This is a genomic window from Pseudomonas sp. D47 (assembly GCF_045447305.1).
Classification (GTDB): Bacteria; Pseudomonadota; Gammaproteobacteria; order Pseudomonadales; family Pseudomonadaceae; genus Aquipseudomonas.
The window spans coordinates 13,663-31,477 of the sequence record NZ_JBJGXU010000066.1 but is presented as its reverse complement, the minus strand read 5'-3'; the positions used below and the strand labels follow the sequence as shown (position 1 = coordinate 31,477).

11 protein-coding genes and 1 pseudogene are annotated in these 17,815 nt (G+C 60.1%); 7 read left to right on the top strand and 5 right to left on the bottom strand.

All coding sequences use genetic code 11. The features are described 5' to 3' along the window. Positions 1-197: 197 nt before the first annotated feature. Together ACI77I_RS27335 and ACI77I_RS27330 are read left to right on the top strand one after the other, a co-directional pair. Positions 198-2,294, top strand: a pseudogene (locus tag ACI77I_RS27335) (putative bifunctional diguanylate cyclase/phosphodiesterase). Positions 2,295-2,348: 54 nt separating this feature from the next. Next, positions 2,349-3,095, top strand: coding sequence for an SDR family oxidoreductase (locus ACI77I_RS27330; RefSeq protein WP_094952335.1), 747 nt, complete (start codon positions 2,349-2,351; stop codon positions 3,093-3,095). Between the two features lie 183 nt (positions 3,096-3,278). Here ACI77I_RS27330 and mapR read toward each other — a convergent pair whose 3' ends face one another. The 3 genes from mapR to ACI77I_RS27315 all read right to left on the bottom strand — a co-directional run bounded on the left by mapR (position 3,279) and on the right by ACI77I_RS27315 (position 6,616). After that, positions 3,279-4,688 carry a GntR family transcriptional regulator MpaR gene (gene mapR / locus ACI77I_RS27325; RefSeq protein ID WP_406999313.1) on the bottom strand — a complete coding sequence of 470 codons (1,410 nt, stop codon included), beginning with the start codon at positions 4,686-4,688 and terminating at the stop codon, positions 3,279-3,281. A gap of 94 nt (positions 4,689-4,782) precedes the next feature. Next, entirely contained in the window at positions 4,783-6,192 is a 1,410-nt protein-coding gene (gene ccoG / locus ACI77I_RS27320) for a cytochrome c oxidase accessory protein CcoG (RefSeq protein WP_406999311.1), read from the bottom strand. A 184-nt stretch (positions 6,193-6,376) separates the two neighbouring features. After that, positions 6,377-6,616, bottom strand: a complete 240-nt coding sequence (locus tag ACI77I_RS27315; protein ID WP_094952338.1) for a DUF3203 family protein — start codon at positions 6,614-6,616, stop codon at positions 6,377-6,379. A 122-nt stretch (positions 6,617-6,738) separates the two neighbouring features. Between ACI77I_RS27315 and ACI77I_RS27310 the strand changes: the two genes are divergently transcribed. Then, positions 6,739-7,254 (top strand): MgtC/SapB family protein, encoded by a 516-nt coding sequence (locus ACI77I_RS27310; protein ID WP_242155902.1) that lies wholly within the window; start codon positions 6,739-6,741, stop codon positions 7,252-7,254. Here ACI77I_RS27310 and ACI77I_RS27305 read toward each other — a convergent pair. Both ACI77I_RS27305 and ACI77I_RS27300 read right to left on the bottom strand, forming a co-directional pair. Beyond that, positions 7,243-8,259, bottom strand: a complete 1,017-nt coding sequence (locus ACI77I_RS27305; protein WP_406999309.1) for a M10 family metallopeptidase C-terminal domain-containing protein — start codon at positions 8,257-8,259, stop codon at positions 7,243-7,245. The genes ACI77I_RS27310 and ACI77I_RS27305 overlap by 12 nt on opposite strands. Before the next feature lie 219 nt (positions 8,260-8,478). Beyond that, complete coding sequence (locus ACI77I_RS27300; protein ID WP_174245633.1) at positions 8,479-8,637, bottom strand: hypothetical protein; 159 nt, start codon at positions 8,635-8,637, stop codon at positions 8,479-8,481. 204 nt (positions 8,638-8,841) lie between these two features. Here ACI77I_RS27300 and ACI77I_RS27295 point away from each other — a divergent pair, with 204 nt between their 5' ends. The 4 genes from ACI77I_RS27295 (at position 8,842) to ACI77I_RS27280 (ending at position 17,801) form a co-directional block, all read left to right on the top strand. After that, positions 8,842-10,830 carry an alpha-1,4-glucan--maltose-1-phosphate maltosyltransferase gene (locus tag ACI77I_RS27295; protein ID WP_406999307.1) on the top strand — a complete coding sequence of 663 codons (1,989 nt, stop codon included), beginning with the start codon at positions 8,842-8,844 and terminating at the stop codon, positions 10,828-10,830. A 171-nt stretch (positions 10,831-11,001) separates the two neighbouring features. Continuing rightward, positions 11,002-14,349, top strand: a complete 3,348-nt coding sequence (gene treS, locus ACI77I_RS27290) for a maltose alpha-D-glucosyltransferase (RefSeq protein ID WP_406999305.1) — start codon at positions 11,002-11,004, stop codon at positions 14,347-14,349. Continuing rightward, on the top strand, positions 14,346-16,583 hold the full coding sequence (glgB, locus tag ACI77I_RS27285) for a 1,4-alpha-glucan branching protein GlgB (protein WP_094952343.1): 2,238 nt from the start codon (positions 14,346-14,348) through the stop codon (positions 16,581-16,583). Before treS ends, glgB begins: the two co-directional genes overlap by 4 nt. 51 nt (positions 16,584-16,634) lie before the next feature. Beyond that, positions 16,635-17,801 carry a GGDEF domain-containing protein gene (locus tag ACI77I_RS27280; protein WP_406999303.1) on the top strand — a complete coding sequence of 389 codons (1,167 nt, stop codon included), beginning with the start codon at positions 16,635-16,637 and terminating at the stop codon, positions 17,799-17,801. The last annotated feature ends 14 nt before the right edge of the window (positions 17,802-17,815 follow it).

Here is a 17,815-nt window from a genome sequence, read left to right as displayed (position 1 = left end):
TTCAGCCGTAACCCAAACAACGGATATGTACTCAAATCCACCCCCCACCCCACCATTCCCAAGCCAGCAAATTGACGTCAAAACGCCACTAATGGCCCCTTGATAATTAATCAACTGTCCAATAATTATTCTCGCTACAATCGCCCGCTTTGCCACCTGCCACGGGCCTTCAATGCCCGTCAGTCTTGAGAAACCCCATGCTGATCGGTAGCTATTCCCCCTCCCTGGTCGTGATCTCGCTGTTCGTCGCGATCCTGGCGTCCTACACCGCGCTGGACCTCGCCGGCCGCATCGCGACCACCAAGGGCCGCGCGGTGTATTTGTGGATGACGGGCGGTGCATTGGCGATGGGCGTAGGCGTGTGGTCCATGCACTTTATCGGCATGTTGGCCTTACACCTGCCGTTTGCCCTGGGGTTCGACCTGAGCATTACCGCGCTGTCGCTGCTAATCGCCGTGTTGTCCAGCGGCTTTGCTTTGTGGCTGGTCAGCCAACCACGCCTGCCCGCGTGGCAACTGGGGTTTGGCGCATTGATCATGGGCGCGGGCATCAGCAGCATGCACTACACCGGCATGGCCGCAATGCGCATGACCCCGGGTATCGACTACGATCCCACCCTGTTCGGCGCCTCGTTGCTGATTGCCGTCGGGGCGTCTGGCGCAGCCCTGTGGATCGCCTTCAACCTGCGGCGCAACACGCCGTACGTGCGCCTGGCACGTGGCGGGGCAGCGGTGGTGATGGGCATTGCGATCGTGGGCATGCACTACACCGGCATGGCGGCGGCACGTTTTGACGACGACAGTTTCTGCGGCGCCGCGCTGACAGGGCTGAGCGGCACAGGCCTGGATAACCTGGTGCTGGTCACCTCGTTGGCGGTGTTAACCATCGCGTTGCTGACCTCCTTGCTCGACGCACGCCTGGAGACGCGCACTGCCGTACTCGCCGACTCCCTGAGCCTGGCCAACCAGGAACTGACCCACCTGGCCCTGCATGACATGCTCACCGGTCTGCCCAATCGCACCTTGCTCGCCGACCGCATTCAACAAGCCATCCAGGCGGTGAAGGAGTAGGGCGGTTGCTTTGCGTTGATGTTTATCGACCTGGATGGTTTCAAACCGGTCAACGATGCGTTTGGTCATCACATGGGCGACCAGTTGCTGCGCGAAGTGGGCCTGCGCTTGCGCGAAGATCTGCGCAGCCAGGACACCTTGGCACGCATCGGCGGTGATGAATTTGTATTGCTGGTGCAATTGACGCAGCCGGACGATGCCATGGGCTTGGCTGAACGCCAGGTCGGCTTGATCAACCGTGCGTTCACGGTGGCCGAGCATGAGCTGAAAATCTCCGCCAGCATCGGTATCGCGCTGTTTCCGGGCAACGGCGGCAACCCCGAGGAACTGTTGATGAATGCTGACGCCGCGATGTACCACGCCAAGGGCATGGGCAAGAACGGCTACAGCTTCTTTGACGTGTCGATGAATACCAACGCGCGCAAACAACTGCAGTTGCTGCAGGACCTGCGCAATGCCCTGGAGCACGAGCAGTTTCGGTTGTATTACCAGCCTAAGTTCGATGCGCTTAGTGGTCTGCCTGTCGGCGCCGAAGCACTGCTGCGCTGGGAGCACCCGCAGCAAGGTTTACTGATGCCGGCGGCCTTTATCGAGCTGGCGGAAAAGACCGGGTTGATCATCCCGATCGGCGAGTGGGTGCTGAATGAAGCGTGTCGCCAGATGCGCGTGTGGTACGCCCTGGGCTATGAAGACTGGCGCATTGCCGTGAATCTGTCGGCACTGCAGTTTTGCCATGTCGGGTTGGTCAACAGTGTCGCCGCCGCCCTCGAACGTCACCAGTTGCCGGCCAACAGCCTGACCCTGGAAATCACTGAAACCACCGCCATGAGCGATGCCGATGCGAGCATGACGGTGTTGCAGCAGTTGTCGGACATGGGTGTGGACCTGTCCATCGACGACTTTGGCACGGGCTATTCCAGCCTGATGTACCTCAAGCGCTTGCCGGCTAACGAGTTGAAGATCGACCGTGGTTTTGTTCGCGACCTGGAGCATGACAGCGACGATGCGGCCATCGTTTCCGCGATCGTCGCCCTCGGCCAGGCCCTGGGGCTGCGGATTGTCGCTGAAGGTGTGGAGACCGATGTGCAGCAGAGTTTCCTGACGCGTTTGGGTTGCAACTCGCTGCAAGGCTACTTGCTGGGGCACCCCTTGCCGGCTGAGGGTTTCATGGCCGACATCCAGCGCGCCAAAGAGGCGGTAGCGCCTGACAAGAGCGGTGGGTGACGGGTATTCTTGGATCCAACCTTAAACAGATGGTTGAATCAGGAGACTGCACGCATGGACAAAGTCGTCATCATCACCGGGGGCAGCCGTGGTATCGGCGCCGAGACGGCATTGCTGGCTGCTCGCGAGGGCTACCGTATCTGCATCAACTACCAGTGCGACGAAAAAGCCGCCCATAGTGTGCTGGAACACGTTCGCGCCCTGGGCGCCCAGGCGATTGCAGTGCGTGCGGATGTCAGCATCGAAGATGAAGTGATCGCGCTGTTCAACCGCGTGGATGCGGAACTGGGCCGTGTGACCGCGCTGGTCAATAACGCCGGTACCGTGGGGCATAAGTCGCGGGTCGATGAGATGTCCGAGTTCCGCATCCTGAAGATCATGAAGACCAATGTGCTGGGGCCGATGCTGTGCGCCAAGCACGCGGTGCTGCGCATGTCACCCAAGCATGGCGGGCAGGGCGGCAGTATCGTCAATGTGTCGTCGGTGGCCGCGCGTCTGGGGTCGCCGGGTGAATATGTCGACTACGCCGCCTCCAAGGGCGCGCTGGACACCTTCACCATTGGCCTGTCCAAAGAAGTGGCGGGTGAGGGGATTCGCGTCAACGCCGTGCGCCCTGGCTATATCTTTACCGACTTCCACGCGCTCAGTGGCGACCCGGACCGCGTCAGCAAACTGGAGTCCGGCATTCCCATGGCCCGTGGCGGTCGCCCGGATGAAGTGGCGGAAGCGATCATCTGGCTGCTGTCGGACAAGGCTTCCTACACCACCGGGGCATTCCTGGATTTGGGCGGCGGGCGCTGATATTGATAAAAAAGACCATTTCCTGACAAGGAAATGGTCAGAAAATAAGCGTAAGGCAGCCGGTGTTAATAATGTTTTGCCCACAGTATGCGATCGACCCGTTCCCCTATACGTTGTTTCGGCCCGAGCTGTTCCCGATCAGCGTCCATAGCGCAAACGAAATTGGCGACCTTCACTTTGCCCTCAAAATGACCGCACAATCCGCCCCAACGTCTCCATTGCCTTCTCCGACGCCTCGGTCCACGGGCTGCCATAATTCAAACGGATACAATTCCTGAAGCGCTGAGTCGCCGAAAAAATCGGCCCCGGCGCAATGCTGATGCCTTGTGCCAGGGCCATCTGGAACAACTTCAGCGAATCGGTCTGTTCCGGCAGTTCCAACCACAGGAAATACCCGCCGGCCGGCTGGCTGACCCGCGTCTGTGCGGGGAAGTAACGGGCGATGGCGGCCAGCATGGCACTTTGCTGCTCTTCCAGGGCGTAACGCAATTTGCGCAGGTGCCGGTCATAGCCACCATGTTGCAGGTAGTCGGCAATCGCTGCCTGGGCCGGCATCGAGGGGCACAACGAGGTCATCAATTTGAGGCGCTCGACCTTCTGCGCATAACGCCCGGCCGCGACCCAGCCGACGCGGTAACCCGGCGCGAGGCTCTTGGCAAAGGAACCGCAGTGCATGACCAACCCTTCGGTGTCGAAGGCCTTGGCCGGTTTCGGTGCTTGTTGCCCGTAATACAACTCGGCATACACATCATCTTCGATCAGCGGCACCTGGTGGCTGCGCAGCAGTTCTACCAGCGCTTGTTTTTTCGCCTCCGGTAAGGTGGCGCCCATGGGGTTCTGGAAACTGGTCATGGTCCAGCAGGCCTTGATCGGGTAACGCTCAAGGCTTTGCGCCCAGGCGTTGAGGTCGATGCCATCGCGCGGGTGCACGGGGATTTCCACCGCCTTGAGTTTCAGGCGTTCCAGCACTTGCAGGCAGGCATAAAACGCGGGGGCTTCAATGGCGACCAGGTCGCCCGGCTCGGTCACGGCCTGCAAGCACAGGTTCAACGCTTCGAGGGCGCCGTTGGTGATCAGCAGCTCCTCCATGGGCAGCATCAGGCCGCCGACCATGTAACGCAGAGCAATCTGTCGACGCAGTTGCGGGTTGCCCGGTGACATGTCGGTGACCACCAGGCGAGGGTCCATCTCGCGGCTGGCGCTGGCCAGGGAGCGGGCCAGGCGCGGCAACGGAAACAGCATCGGGCTGGGGAAGGCCGAGCCGAAGGGCACCGTATTGGGGTCCTTGATGGAGTCGAGCACCGAAAACACCAGCTCACTCACATCCACTTCGGTGGACTCATGCACGTGCTCGCTTACCACCGGCTCGGAAAACGGGCTCGGCGCATGGGCGTTGACGAAGTAGCCAGAACGCGGCCGCGCACGAATCAGCCCACGGCGCTCCAGCAGGTAGTACGCCTGGAAGACCGTGGACGGGCTGACGCCATAGGTCTGGCTCGCATAACGCACCGACGGCACCCGCTGGCCGGGCCCGAGGACGCCGGAGCGGATCAGTTCTGCGATGTCATCGGCAAATTTTTCGTAGCGTTTCATGAGGGCCTAATTAGCTTTGTAAAAGTGTACGCAGGGCTAAAGGTGGGAGCTGGCAAGCCAGCTCCCACCATTGATCGTTTGTGTTTGCCAGACCTCAGCGGATCATCGGCGCCACAAAGCGGCTATCGGCAGCACTGTAGATCCACGGCTCATCCACATCCGTCACCTTGAAGCGCAGGGGCTGCGAACTGCTCGCCGGTTTGTCGGCCAACAACGCCACCGACACCGGCACATCGCTGATTTCCCCCGGTGCCAGGCTGATTTCGGTCTTGCCTTGCAACTCGAAGCCATCGGCATCCACCAGTTCCAGACGGTAGTCCTGGCGCTGCTGGGTCTTGTTGATGACCTTGAGGCTGTAGATGTTTTCGATCAAGCCCTGACTGTTTTCGCGGAACATGCCGCGGTCCTTGGTCACGTCGAGCGATACCATCGGCCGCCCCACAAGGGCCACCACCAACGCGGCGATCATCACCAGCAGCACGGCACTGTAGCCGATCAGCCGCGGCCTGAGCAGGTGGGTTTTGCCGCCTTGCAGTTGGTGTTCGGAGGTATAGCTGACCAGGCCACGGGCATAGCCCATCTTGTCCATGATCGAATCACAGGCGTCGATACAGGCCGCGCAGCCGATACACTCCATTTGCAGGCCGTCGCGGATGTCGATGCCGGTGGGGCACACCTGCACGCATAGCTGGCAGTCGATGCAGTCACCCAGGCCGACATCGGCAGGCTTCACCTCGCGCTTGCGTGGCCCACGGTTTTCTCCACGGGCCACGTCGTAGGAAATGGTCAGCGTGTCCTTGTCGAACATCACACTCTGGAACCGCGCATAAGGGCACATGTGCATGCACACCGCTTCGCGCAGCCAACCGGCATTGATGTAGGTGGCGGCCGTAAAAAACAGCACCCAGAACAGGCTCACACCACCCATTTGCCAGGTCAGCAGCTCCAGGGCCAAGGGGCGGATGGGCGTGAAGTAGCCGACAAAGGTCAGCCCGGTCAGCACGCTAATACCCAGCCACAACGTATGTTTGGCCGAGCGCCGCGCCAGTTTGTTCAGGCTCCAGGGTGCCGCCTGCAGTTTGATGCGTTGGTTGCGCTCGCCCTCGGTGATTTTTTCGCACCACATGAACAGCCAGGTAAACGAGCTTTGCGGGCAGGTGTAGCCGCACCACACGCGGCCTGCAAACACGGTAATCGCAAACAGGCCGAAGGCGCAGATGATCAACAGCGCTGACAGCAGGATGAAGTCCTGGGGCCAGAAGGTCGCACCAAAGATGTGGAACTTGCTTTCGGCCAGGTCCCACAGCACGGCTTGCCGTGCACCCCAGTTCAGCCACACGGTGCCGAAAAACGCCAGGAACAGTAGGGCTGCACCGCTCACGCGCAAGGTGCGGAACAGGCCGGTGAAGCTGCGGGTATGGATCAGGTTATCGCTGGTTTTGGCCTTCACCTTCTTTGGGTGTATGGGCTCAAAGGTTTCCACGGTGGGGATTCTTTCGCTCATGGTCGTTCGCTCATCAGCCTCCATCAGGCCGATGAACTATGAACGCCGCTCTGTTTGCATAACAGACTCAGCTAGGGCGATAAAAAGCGGATCAGATGGGTTTTGCAGGCAGGCCTGCGACGATCTGCTGCACCCCGTGGCGCCTGGAGTGCAGCGCTATTGAGCGGGTGCTGATACAGATCAATCAAATCACCGAATCACTGTCGGTCGCCTTCAAGTGTTTACGCCCATCCACGGCGCCGGCGACGGTCAACGCGTCGGCTTGCGCTTCGGTGATGTAGATTCGCTCGCCTTCCACCACCACAAAAGACATGGACTTGAGGCTGTCGGTAAGGACCTCTATCTCAGGCGCCGGCAGGCTGCGTTCCTGGCCGTTTTCGTCGACCTTGAAGTAGCACGTTTGGTTGTCGATACGTACAGGCATGGTGATCTCCTTTTCCGTAGGCTGGTAATTGTTAGGGCTCACCACTGTGCCAAGCGTTCCAGGCAACTGACTGGCGGTCGCCGCTGTCCATCGTTTATCAATAATCACAAAGGAGTGCTTCCATGGACGCCTGGTGGCAAGAAGTGTGGCAAACCCTGCAAGCCGAGTTCGCTGACATCGGCGATGCGAAGCAACTTACCCAGATCACCGTGCGCCTGCTGATCGCCGCGATCCTGGGCGGTATTCTCGGGTTTGAGCGCGAGCACAAGGGCAAGGCGGCGGGTGTGCGCACCCATATGCTGGTGGCATTGGGTGCGGCGCTGTTTGTATTGGTGCCGCAGATGTCCGGTAATCAGGCCGATGCCATGAGCCGCGTCGTGCAGGGGGTGATTGCGGGGATTGGCTTTCTTGGCGCCGGCACCATCCTCAAAGGCAAGGAAGATGAGGACGGCCAGCACGTCAAAGGCCTGACCACCGCTGCCGGCCTTTGGATGACCGCTGCGATTGGGGTTGCCGCGGGTATGGGCCGCGAATCGACCGCGGTGCTCAGTACGTTGTTGGCCTTGGCGGTATTTAGCGTGATGCCCCGGATTGTCAGGGCGTTCGAGGCCCATGATGACCGCCGGTCAGATCAGTAGGTCCTTTTCTTTCACTTGGCCGAATATCTTCGCGACCAGCGCCGGCTCCCCTTTGATGCCGGAAATCACCAGCACACTGGCATTATTTTCACGCGAGTATTTCAACTGCATCTCGCCACTGGCGCCGGATAATTGGTTGACCCAGTGCAGGGGTTTATTGAGCTGCTTACTAATACCGGTGACGTCGATTTTGTCTCGGTCAGCGACGAAATTCCTGATTTCGGAGGGGTGTTCAAGGGTAGATGCTGCGGTATTACTGAAGCTGTAGGTTTTGGAATGCTTTGCGTGGTCAGGTTCGCGGTATTTCTCTGGCTCCAAACCTTCAGGATGTGCAATTTGCAGCGCCCCGATCGCTTTGTGCACCTCGGTGGCAATGTCGTAGAGGTGCTTACTCTTGGCGTACACGTCATTTATATAGTGTTGAATGCTCGTCAGGCGGGGGTCCTCTTTTCGGAAAGAATCGCGGGCTATTTCAAAGCGTTTTTCATCCGGTTCCATTATCAAGCGGACCTTTAGATCGAACAGTATCGATTCCACATGTCTGCGGTAGGCCTCGACCTGCTCGTTTGAGATAGGATCGAGAGCAGTGTCGATCGACTCTTTTTTTAATTGGGTCTCGATCTTGGCAAGCGTCTTTGTGCAAGACGCCGCATTCTTGCCGGCCAACATGCCCTTGATGTTGTCTGGGGTCAACACCCTGTCGATCTTATCGTAATGGGCTTTTGACTCGTCGGATTCAGGGTGGCGCATCATGAGCTCGACCGTTGCAGGAGTTAGCTGGGCACTGAGTTCTTTGAGCTCTCCCTCTATTATGGCCCGGCCTTCAGGCGTCATCTTGGGCTCATCGGGGCGCATCGGCTGCCGGTCGCTGTTGGGGCCCGACTGGAGCAGGTCGTCCATGGCTTTGTCAGACACGACGGCGGGTGCTGGGGGAGTGGCCTGCGACTTAGCGTGGATTGGAGGCGCGTCGGAGCGGACTTGCGATGGCTGATAGATGGTCGACACGGTAATTCCTCATATGCGGATCGGCTGAACGCTGGGGCCTCGGACTTGGCGTTGAAGTCAGCGTCAGATCAGTATGGGAACTACCAGGTCGGTTGGATTTGGGGTTTTCCTTTAATGTAGGTGGGAAATTTCGACTATTAACGTCCGCCTGCACGTCTTGGTTCGATTGCCACCATTACGCGGATTGAGCAAGCGGACGTCGAACCAGCAGCGAATACGTCAGAGGATGACCGGCGGCTCGCTTGTTGGAGGTTCCTGCACTGGCGGCGGCTCATTTTCAGGGGGTTCCTGTTCAGGAATCGGCGGTGGCTGCGCAGGCGGTAATGTCGGATCGTCGATATTCGGATCAGGTGTTTCAGCCGGGATCGGGATATTCATCGGTGTGGCCTCCTTTGTGCTTTGCTCTACCGGTGGACAACCGCCGGGGAGATTTGATTCCCCGCCCAATGGCGGCACATCCACCTGAACTTTTGCGCTGACGGCAGGCTCGGACCTATTACGGCCCTGCTCAGGGAGAGCGCTGCCGCCTCAGAATTCGGATCAAGCAAAGAGCGTCCACAGGGCGTAAGGGGAAGATGCTCGATGACTGCTGAAACACTGGCTCCAGACGATTCTTTATTGCCACTGTCCCAGGCGCTGCTGCTGCCTAGGATCGCTATCGAAAGCACCGCGCCCGTGATCGACGGCGGCGAATTTGCTGTAAAGGCGGTGGTTGGCCAGCGGGTCAACGTCACCAGTAAGGTGTTCGCCGACGGCCATGACAAGCTCGCCGTGCTGATTCGCTGGCGCCCGCTGCAGGACGAAAGCTGGCACAGCGTGGTCATGGCAGATGTGGGCAACAATGGCTGGGAGGGCGCGTTTAGCGTGACCCAGCAAGGCCCCCATGAATATTGCATCGAAGCCTGGATCGATACGTTCGCCAGCTTCTGCTACGAATTGCGTAAAAAGCACGAAGCCGGCGTGCCGGTCAGCCTGGAATTGCAGGAAGGCCGCAGCCTGGTGCTGCAGGCCGCTGAGCGCAGTGACAATGAGCTGCGTGACCGCCTGATGCTGTTGCACCATGAACTCTCCGGGCTGCTGGAAACCGAGCAGGTCGCACAATTTTTGCACGAAGACAGTGCGCACTTGATGACCCAGGCCGACCACCGCGCCTACTTGAGTATCAGCCCCGTCTACCCGATTGATGTTGAGCGTGAGGCTGCGCAGTTTGCCAGCTGGTATGAGCTGTTTCCCCGCTCGATTACCGACGATCCCGCGCGTCACGGCACCTTCAACGATGTTCACTCGCGGCTGTCGATGATCCACGACATGGGCTTCGACGTGCTGTATTTCCCGCCGATTCACCCGATTGGTCGCAGCCACCGCAAAGGCAAGAACAATTCCCTGACCGCCGGCCCGGATGATCCCGGTAGCCCGTACGCGATTGGCAGCGAGGAGGGCGGCCATGAGGCCATCAACCCACAATTGGGTAGCCGCGATGACTTCCGCCGACTGGTCAAGGCCGCCGCCGAGCATGGTTTGGAGATCGCCCTGGATTTTGCCATCCAGTGTTCCCAGGACCACCCGTGGCTCAAGCAGCACCCCGGATGGTTCAACTGGCGCCCGGACGGCACCATTAAATACGCCGAGAACCCGCCGAAGAAGTATCAGGACATCGTCAACGTTGACTTCTATGCCGCCGACTCAATCCCCAGCCTATGGACCGAGCTGCGCGACGTGGTGGTCGGTTGGGTGGAAGAGGGCGTGAAGACCTTTCGCGTCGACAACCCGCACACAAAACCGCTGCCGTTCTGGCAGTGGCTGATCAGCGATGTGCGCGCCAAACACCCGGACGTGATCTTCCTGGCCGAGGCGTTCACCACCCCGGCGATGATGGCGCGCCTGGGCAAGGTCGGTTACTCGCAGAGTTACACCTATTTCACCTGGCGCAACACCAAGGCCGAGCTGAGTGAATACTTCGCGCAGTTGAACGAATCACCGTGGCGCGAGTGCTACCGGCCGAATTTCTTCGTCAACACGCCGGACATCAACCCGGGCTTCCTGCATCAGTCCGGCCGACCAGGCTTTTTGATCCGCGCGGCGCTTGCCACCATGGGCTCGGGCCTATGGGGCATGTATTCGGGTTTCGAACTGTGCGAAGCCGGCCCGGTGCCGGGCAAGGAAGAGTACCTGGACTCGGAAAAATACGAGATCCGCCCACGGGACTTCACCGCGCCGGGCAACATCATTGCCGAGATTGCCCAGCTCAACCGTATCCGCCGGCAGAACCCCGCGTTGCAGACCCACTTGGGCCTGAAGCTCTACAACGCCTGGAACGACAACATTCTGTACTTCGGCAAGCGCAGTGAAGACGGCAGCAATTTCATCCTCGTCGCCGTCAACCTCGACCCGTTCAATGCCCAAGAGGCGGATTTCGAGTTGCCGCTGTGGGAAATGGGCTTGCCGGATGATGCCCAGACCCAAGGCGAAGACTTGATGAACGGCCATCGCTGGACTTGGTACGGCAAGACCCAGTGGCTGCGGCTGGAGCCGCACACCCCGTTTGGAATATGGCGCATCACCACTTCCTAAGCCGAGCCTGATCTTCAGACTGATGAAGAGTAAAGGTGGGAGCTGGCTTGCCTGCGATAGCGGTCTGTCAGTGACAGATTTTTTGCCTGACACACGGCTATCGCAGGCAACCCAGCTCCCACATCGAACGCGCCCCTTCAGGTAAATGTTCAAGCATTTCAGGAGTTTCCAATGGCGAAGAAACCCAAGGCTGCCACCTTTATCAAAGACCCGCTCTGGTACAAGGACGCGGTGATCTACCAGGTTCACGTCAAATCCTATTTCGACTCCAACAATGACGGCATCGGTGACTTTCCCGGGCTGATCGCTAAGCTCGACTACATCGCCGACCTGGGCGTGAACACCATCTGGCTCTTGCCGTTCTACCCCTCGCCACGCCGCGATGACGGCTATGACATCGCCGAATACCGTGGCGTGCACAGCGATTACGGGACCATGGCCGACGCCAAACGCTTTATTGCCGAAGCGCACAACCGCGAGCTGCGGGTTATCACCGAACTGGTGATCAACCACACCTCCGACCAGCACCCCTGGTTCCAGCGTGCGCGCAAGGCTAAGCCGGGTTCGGCCGCTCGAGACTTCTACGTGTGGTCCGACGACGACCAGAAATACGACGGCACCCGCATCATTTTCCTCGACACCGAGAAGTCCAACTGGACCTGGGACCCGGTCGCCGGCCAGTACTTCTGGCACCGGTTCTATTCCCACCAGCCGGACCTCAACTTCGACAACCCGCAGGTGATGAAAGCGGTGCTGTCGGTGATGCGTTACTGGCTGGACATGGGCATCGACGGCCTGCGCCTGGATGCCATCCCGTACTTGATCGAGCGCGACGGCACCAATAACGAGAACCTGCCGGAAACCCACGACGTCCTCAAGCAGATCCGCGCCGAGATCGACGCGCATTACCCGGACCGCATGCTGCTCGCCGAGGCCAACCAGTGGCCGGAAGACACGCAGCTCTACTTTGGTGACAAAAAGGGTGATGACGGCGATGAGTGCCACATGGCCTTTCACTTCCCGCTAATGCCGCGCATGTACATGGCCCTGGCCCAGGAAGATCGCTTCCCCATCACCGACATTTTGCGCCAAACCCCGGAGATCCCTGCCAACTGCCAATGGGCGATCTTCCTGCGCAACCACGATGAACTGACCCTGGAAATGGTCACCGACAAAGAGCGTGACTACCTGTGGAACTACTATGCCGCCGACCGTCGCGCACGGATCAACCTGGGTATTCGTCGGCGCCTGGCGCCGCTGATGGAGCGCGACCGCCGTCGCGTTGAATTGCTTAACAGCCTGTTGCTTTCAATGCCGGGCACGCCGACCTTGTATTACGGCGATGAGATCGGCATGGGCGACAACATCTACCTCGGCGACCGTGACGGCGTGCGCACGCCGATGCAATGGTCCATCGACCGCAACGGCGGCTTCTCCCGCGCCGACCCGGCCAGCCTGGTGCTGCCGCCGATCATGGACCCGCTTTACGGCTACCAGTCGGTCAACGTCGAGACTCAGGCCCAGGACCCGCATTCGCTGCTGAACTGGACCCGACGCATGCTGGCGGTGCGCAAGCAGTCCAAGGCCTTTGGCCGGGGCAGCTTGAAAATGCTCTCGCCGAGCAACCGCCGTATCCTGGCCTATACCCGCGAATACACCGGCGACGATGGGCGCAACGAGATCATCCTGTGCGTGGCCAACGTGTCGCGCAGTGCCCAAGCGGCCGAGCTGGACTTGTCGGCCTTTGCCGGCATGGTGCCGGTGGAGATGCTCGGCGGTAATGCCTTCCCGCCGATTGGCCAGCTGAATTTCCTGCTGACCCTGGCGCCGTACGGTTTCTATTGGTTCGTGTTGGCGGCGGAAAACCAAATGCCGAGCTGGCATGTGGAACCGGCGCAGAGCATTCCGGACTTCACTACGTTGGTGCTGAAAAAACGCATGGAAGAGTTACTCGAAGAACCGTGCCGCACCACCTTGGAGCACACCTCGCTGCCGGCCTGGCTGCCCAAACGGCGCTGGTTCGCGGGCAAGGACACCGCCATCGACAGTGTGCACATCGCCTACGGCGTGCGCTTCGGCGACCCGCAGTACCCGGTGCTGCTCAGCGAAATCGAGGTCAGCAGCGGTGGTCAGGTCAGTCGCTACCAACTGCCGTTCGGCTTTCTCGGTGAAGACCAGTTCACCAGCGCCTTGCCGCAGCAGTTGGCGCTGGCCCGCGTACGCCGAGCGCGTCAGGTGGGCTTGGTGACCGATGCCTTCAGCCTTGAGCACTTTATTCGTGCGGTGATTCACGGCCTGCAAGCCGGCACGGTGTTGAACACCCGTGAAGGTGATTTGCGCTTTGAGGCCACGCCGAACTTGGCCCAGTTGCAACTGAGCGATGAGTCGCAGGTGCGCTACCTGGCGGCCGAACAGTCCAACAGCTCCGTGGTGGTGGGCGAAAGCCTGGTGCTCAAACTTATCCGCAAAGTCAGCGCCGGGGTACATCCGGAGCTGGAAATGAGCGCTTATTTGACCGCCGCCGGCTACCCGAATATCTCGCCGCTGCTGGGCTCGATGATTCGCCATGATGCCGAGGGCCATGACAACCTGCTGATGATCGCCCAGGGCTACTTGAGCAACCAGGGCGATGCGTGGGGCTGGACCCAGAACAACCTGGAGCGCGCGATTCGCGACGAGCTGGCTGAAGCCATCTCCGAGCAGGAACAGCACTACAACGCCTTGGGTGAGTTGAAAGACTTTGCCGGCCTGCTCGGCCAGCGCCTGGGTGAAATGCATGGGGTGCTGGCGGCGAAAACCACCAACAAGGCCTTCAACCCCGAAGCCACCACGGTCAAGGACACCCAGGCCTGGGCCAAGGACGTCGGGGCGCAGATCGACCGCGCGCTGCACTTGCTCAAGCTGCATCAAAACCAATTGAACCCTGCCGATCAGGCGCGGGTCAGTGAGTTGCTGGCGCAGAAAAGAGCCATCACCGGTCACGTCCAGGCCTTGGCGAAAGCCACGGCGGGCGGCTTGCGGATTCGGGTCCACGGTGACTTGCACCTGGGCCAGGTGTTGGTGGTCAAGGGCGATGCTTACTTGATCGACTTTGAAGGTGAACCGGCGCGGCCGCTGCATGAGCGGCGCGGCAAGCACAGCCCGTATAAAGATGTGAGTGGCGTGCTGCGTTCGTTTGATTACGCTGCCGCCATGGCCCTGAATGTGCAAGGAGTGGATCACTCGCCCGAAGCGGATATCGCCCGTAAACGCGTGACCGAGCGTTACCTGAATGAAGCGCGAGCGGCATTTACCCAGGCTTATCATCAGGCGACGACTACACTGGCGCATGACTGGCAGGATGCCAAAGGCCAGAGCGCCGCGCTGACGTTGTTCAGCCTGGAGAAGGCCGCGTACGAAGTGGCCTACGAAGCGGAAAACCGCCCGACCTGGTTGCCGGTGCCGTTGCAAGGTTTGCACGGCCTGCTCAGCGGGCTGACACCTATATCGAAAACTGCACGCGGTGGGGAGACGTCATGAGCTTTACAAATAAAGAACCGCTGCAACCGAAATTGACTGCAATGCCGGCGTCCAAGGACGTCGAAGCACTGGTGCGCGCCGAGCACCATGACCCGTTCTCGATTCTGGGGCCGCATGATGACGAGCAGGGCGGGCAGTTTATCCGCGCGTTCCTGCCCGAAGCCCTGAGTGTTCAGGTCTTGGCGCGTGACAGCGGTGAACAGATCGGCAGCCTCGACGCGACTCAGGTGCCGGGTTTGTTTGTCGGGCATTTCAACACGCGCCAGGGTTACCTGCTGAAGATCCAGTGGGCCGGCGGTGAGCAAATCACCGAAGACCCTTACAGCTTCAACCAATTGCTCCTCGGTGAAATGGACCTGTACCTGTTTGCCGAAGGCAATCACCGTGACCTGAGCAGTTGCCTCGGTGCGCAGGTGACCAGCGTCGACGGCGTGCAGGGTGTGCGCTTCGCCGTGTGGGCGCCGAATGCCCGGCGTGTGTCGGTGGTGGGCGACTTCAATATCTGGGACGGCCGCCGTCACCCGATGCGCCTGCGTCATCCGTCTGGCGTGTGGGAAATCTTTATCCCACGCCTGCAACCGGGTGCGGCCTACAAGTACGAAATTCTCGGTGCCAACGGGATTCTGCCGCTCAAGGCCGACCCGATGGCACTGGCCACCCAACTGCCGCCCGACACCGCCTCGAAAGTCGCCGCGCCGTTGCAGGTGGACTGGCAAGACCATGAGTGGATGCAGTCGCGCGGCGACAAGCACAAGACCACGGCGCCACTGTCGATTTATGAGCTGCACGTCGGTTCCTGGCAATGCGAGCTGGACGAGGCCGGCGAAGTATCGCGCCAGTACGGCTGGCGCGAGCTGGCCGATCGATTGATTCCGTATGTGCAGCAATTGGGCTTCACCCATATCGAGCTGATGCCGATTATGGAACACCCGTTCGGCGGCTCTTGGGGTTACCAAGCGTTGTCACAATTCGCTCCGAGTGCGCGTTTTGGCTCGCCGGAAGATTTCGGCTTTTTCGTCAATGCCCTGCACCAGGCCAATATCGGCGTGATCCTCGACTGGGTGCCAGCGCATTTCCCCACCGACACCCACGGCCTGGCCCAGTTCGACGGCACCGCGCTGTATGAATACGCCAACCCGCTGGAAGGCTTTCACCAGGATTGGGACACGCTGATCTACAACCTGGGCCGCACGGAAGTGCACGGCTTTATGCTGGCCTCGGCGCTGCACTGGCTTAAACATTTCCATGTCGACGGTTTACGGGTGGATGCCGTGGCCTCGATGCTGTATCGCGACTACTCGCGCAAAGCCGGCGAGTGGGTGCCCAACCGCCATGGCGGCCGCGAGAACCTCGAAGCCATCGATTTCCTGCGGCACTTGAACGACGTGGTGGCGCTGGAAGCACCCGGCGCGCTGGTGATTGCCGAGGAGTCCACCGCCTGGCCGGGTGTGAGCCAGAGCACGCAGCAAGGTGGCCTGGGTTTCAACTACAAGTGGAACATGGGCTGGATGCACGATTCCTTGCATTACATCCAGCAAGACCCGGTGTACCGCGCCCATCACCACAATGAGCTGAGTTTCGGCCTGGTGTATGCCTGGTCCGAGCGGTTTATCCTGCCGATCTCTCACGATGAAGTGGTGCACGGCAAGCATTCGCTGATCGACAAGATGCCCGGCGATCGCTGGCAGAAGTTTGCCAACCTGCGGGCTTACCTGAGCTTCATGTGGATGCACCCGGGTAAGAAATTGCTGTTCATGGGCTGCGAGTTCGGCCAATGGCGTGAGTGGAACCACGATCAGCAGTTGGACTGGTACCTGCTGCAATACCCCGAGCACCGGGGCGTGCAGAAGCTGGTCGGCGACCTGAACCGCCTGTACCGCGAGGAGCCGGCGCTGCACGAACAGGACGACGCACCTCAAGGGTTCCAGTGGCTAATCGGCGACGATGCGATCAACAGCGTCTACGCTTGGCTGCGTTGGAGCAAGGACGGCAAACCGGTATTGGTAGTTGCCAATTTCACCCCAGTACCGCGCGAGGCGTATTCGGTCGGCGTGCCGATTGCGGGGCGTTGGAGCGAGGTGATCAACAGTGATGCCGACACCTATGCCGGTTCCAACTATGGCAACGGTGGGGGAGTGTTCACTCAGGATGAGGCGCGCCATGGGCAACCGGTGTCGCTCTCGCTGAATCTGCCACCACTGGGTGTATTGATTCTGCGGCCGGAAGCCCTTTAAAGGCTCTAGCATGCCGGATTCTGTTGTCCGCACTACTGGCAGGGTGCCACAATGGCGCCTTTGTCGAGGCAGTCGAAACAGGCGTATTTCATGAATAGCCTTGGACGTGGGCAGGACCAGGATGGTTTTATCGAAGAGCAGGTGCGAACCGACCGGTTGCACCAGCTATTTCGCCAATCGTTCTCCGCCATTTTCGGCAGTTACCTGGCCGCCAGTATGCTCTGCTGGCTGTGTTGGGACCGCTTTGACCACCAGGTCATGCTGGTCTGGCTGCCGGTGCTGGCGGGCACCTCGCTGTTGCGCATCAAGATGTTCTTGGAATGGTTTCGTTGCCCCATTAACGAGCGTACGCCCCAGCGTTGGGAGCGTCGTTACTGGGTGACGCTGATGCTGTCGGCGGGCGTGTGGGGCATTGGCGCGTTGGCGGTGATGCCCACGGACGACCGCCTATCCCAAGCGCTGGTCATGCTGTTTACCGTGGGCATGTCAGTCAGCGCGGTCTCGTGTTATTCAGCCTATCGCTACATGACCCTGGGCTCCATTGCCCTGGTGCTGATGCCGTGTACGCTGTGGCTGCTGTTCCAGCCCTCGTCGATGCAAGTGGGTGTGGCCATTGCGGTGCTGGTGTTCGCGTTTTTCGTGGCCAGCGCCACGCACAAACTGTCCGATGCCCTGGAAAAAGCCTTTCGCCTGACCCGGCAAATGGAGCGTGCGTACACGATTTCCACACGCGCCGCCCAGACCGACGAGCTCACCGGGCTGATGAACCGTCGGGCGTTTTTCGAACACGCCCAAGTGCTCTACGCGCAGTGTCGCCACAACCAGCAGCCGCTGTGCGCGCTGATGATGGACATGGACCACTTCAAAGATATCAACGACACCTACGGCCACCAGGCCGGCGACCAAGTGCTGCGCCAAGTCGGCGGGGTGATCAGTGCATCGTTTCGTCAGGCCGATGTCTACGGGCGGCTCGGCGGCGAGGAGTTTGCGGTGCTGTTGCCCAATACCTCACTGGAAACTGCACGGGGTATCGCTGAGCAACTGGTCAAGGCGATTTCCGGGCTGGCCTCCGAGCCGGTGCAGGGCTTGACCGCGAGCCTGGGCGTTGCCACCACCCGCAGCCTCGATCAGGACCTGCACAGCCTGATGAACACCGCCGACAAGGCGCTGTACCGCGCCAAGGCCATGGGGCGTAACCAGGTGGCGGTAGCAGAGTAGGGCGCTTGAGGCAG

Bases quoted from the DNA above. Each gene is read 5' to 3' on its own strand.
- ACI77I_RS27330 (WP_094952335.1), top strand. From the start codon at position 2,349: ATGGACAAAGTCGTCATCATCACCGGGGGCAGCCGTGGTATCGGCGCC.
- mapR (WP_406999313.1), bottom strand. From the start codon at position 4,688: ATGAAACGCTACGAAAAATTTGCCGATGACATCGCAGAACTGATCCGC.
- ccoG (WP_406999311.1), bottom strand. From the start codon at position 6,192: ATGAGCGAAAGAATCCCCACCGTGGAAACCTTTGAGCCCATACACCCA.
- ACI77I_RS27315 (WP_094952338.1), bottom strand. From the start codon at position 6,616: ATGCCTGTACGTATCGACAACCAAACGTGCTACTTCAAGGTCGACGAA.
- ACI77I_RS27310 (WP_242155902.1), top strand. From the start codon at position 6,739: ATGGACGCCTGGTGGCAAGAAGTGTGGCAAACCCTGCAAGCCGAGTTC.
- ACI77I_RS27300 (WP_174245633.1), bottom strand. From the start codon at position 8,637: ATGAATATCCCGATCCCGGCTGAAACACCTGATCCGAATATCGACGAT.
- ACI77I_RS27295 (WP_406999307.1), top strand. From the start codon at position 8,842: ATGACTGCTGAAACACTGGCTCCAGACGATTCTTTATTGCCACTGTCC.
- treS (WP_406999305.1), top strand. From the start codon at position 11,002: ATGGCGAAGAAACCCAAGGCTGCCACCTTTATCAAAGACCCGCTCTGG.
- glgB (WP_094952343.1), top strand. From the start codon at position 14,346: ATGAGCTTTACAAATAAAGAACCGCTGCAACCGAAATTGACTGCAATG.
- ACI77I_RS27280 (WP_406999303.1), top strand. From the start codon at position 16,635: ATGGCGCCTTTGTCGAGGCAGTCGAAACAGGCGTATTTCATGAATAGC.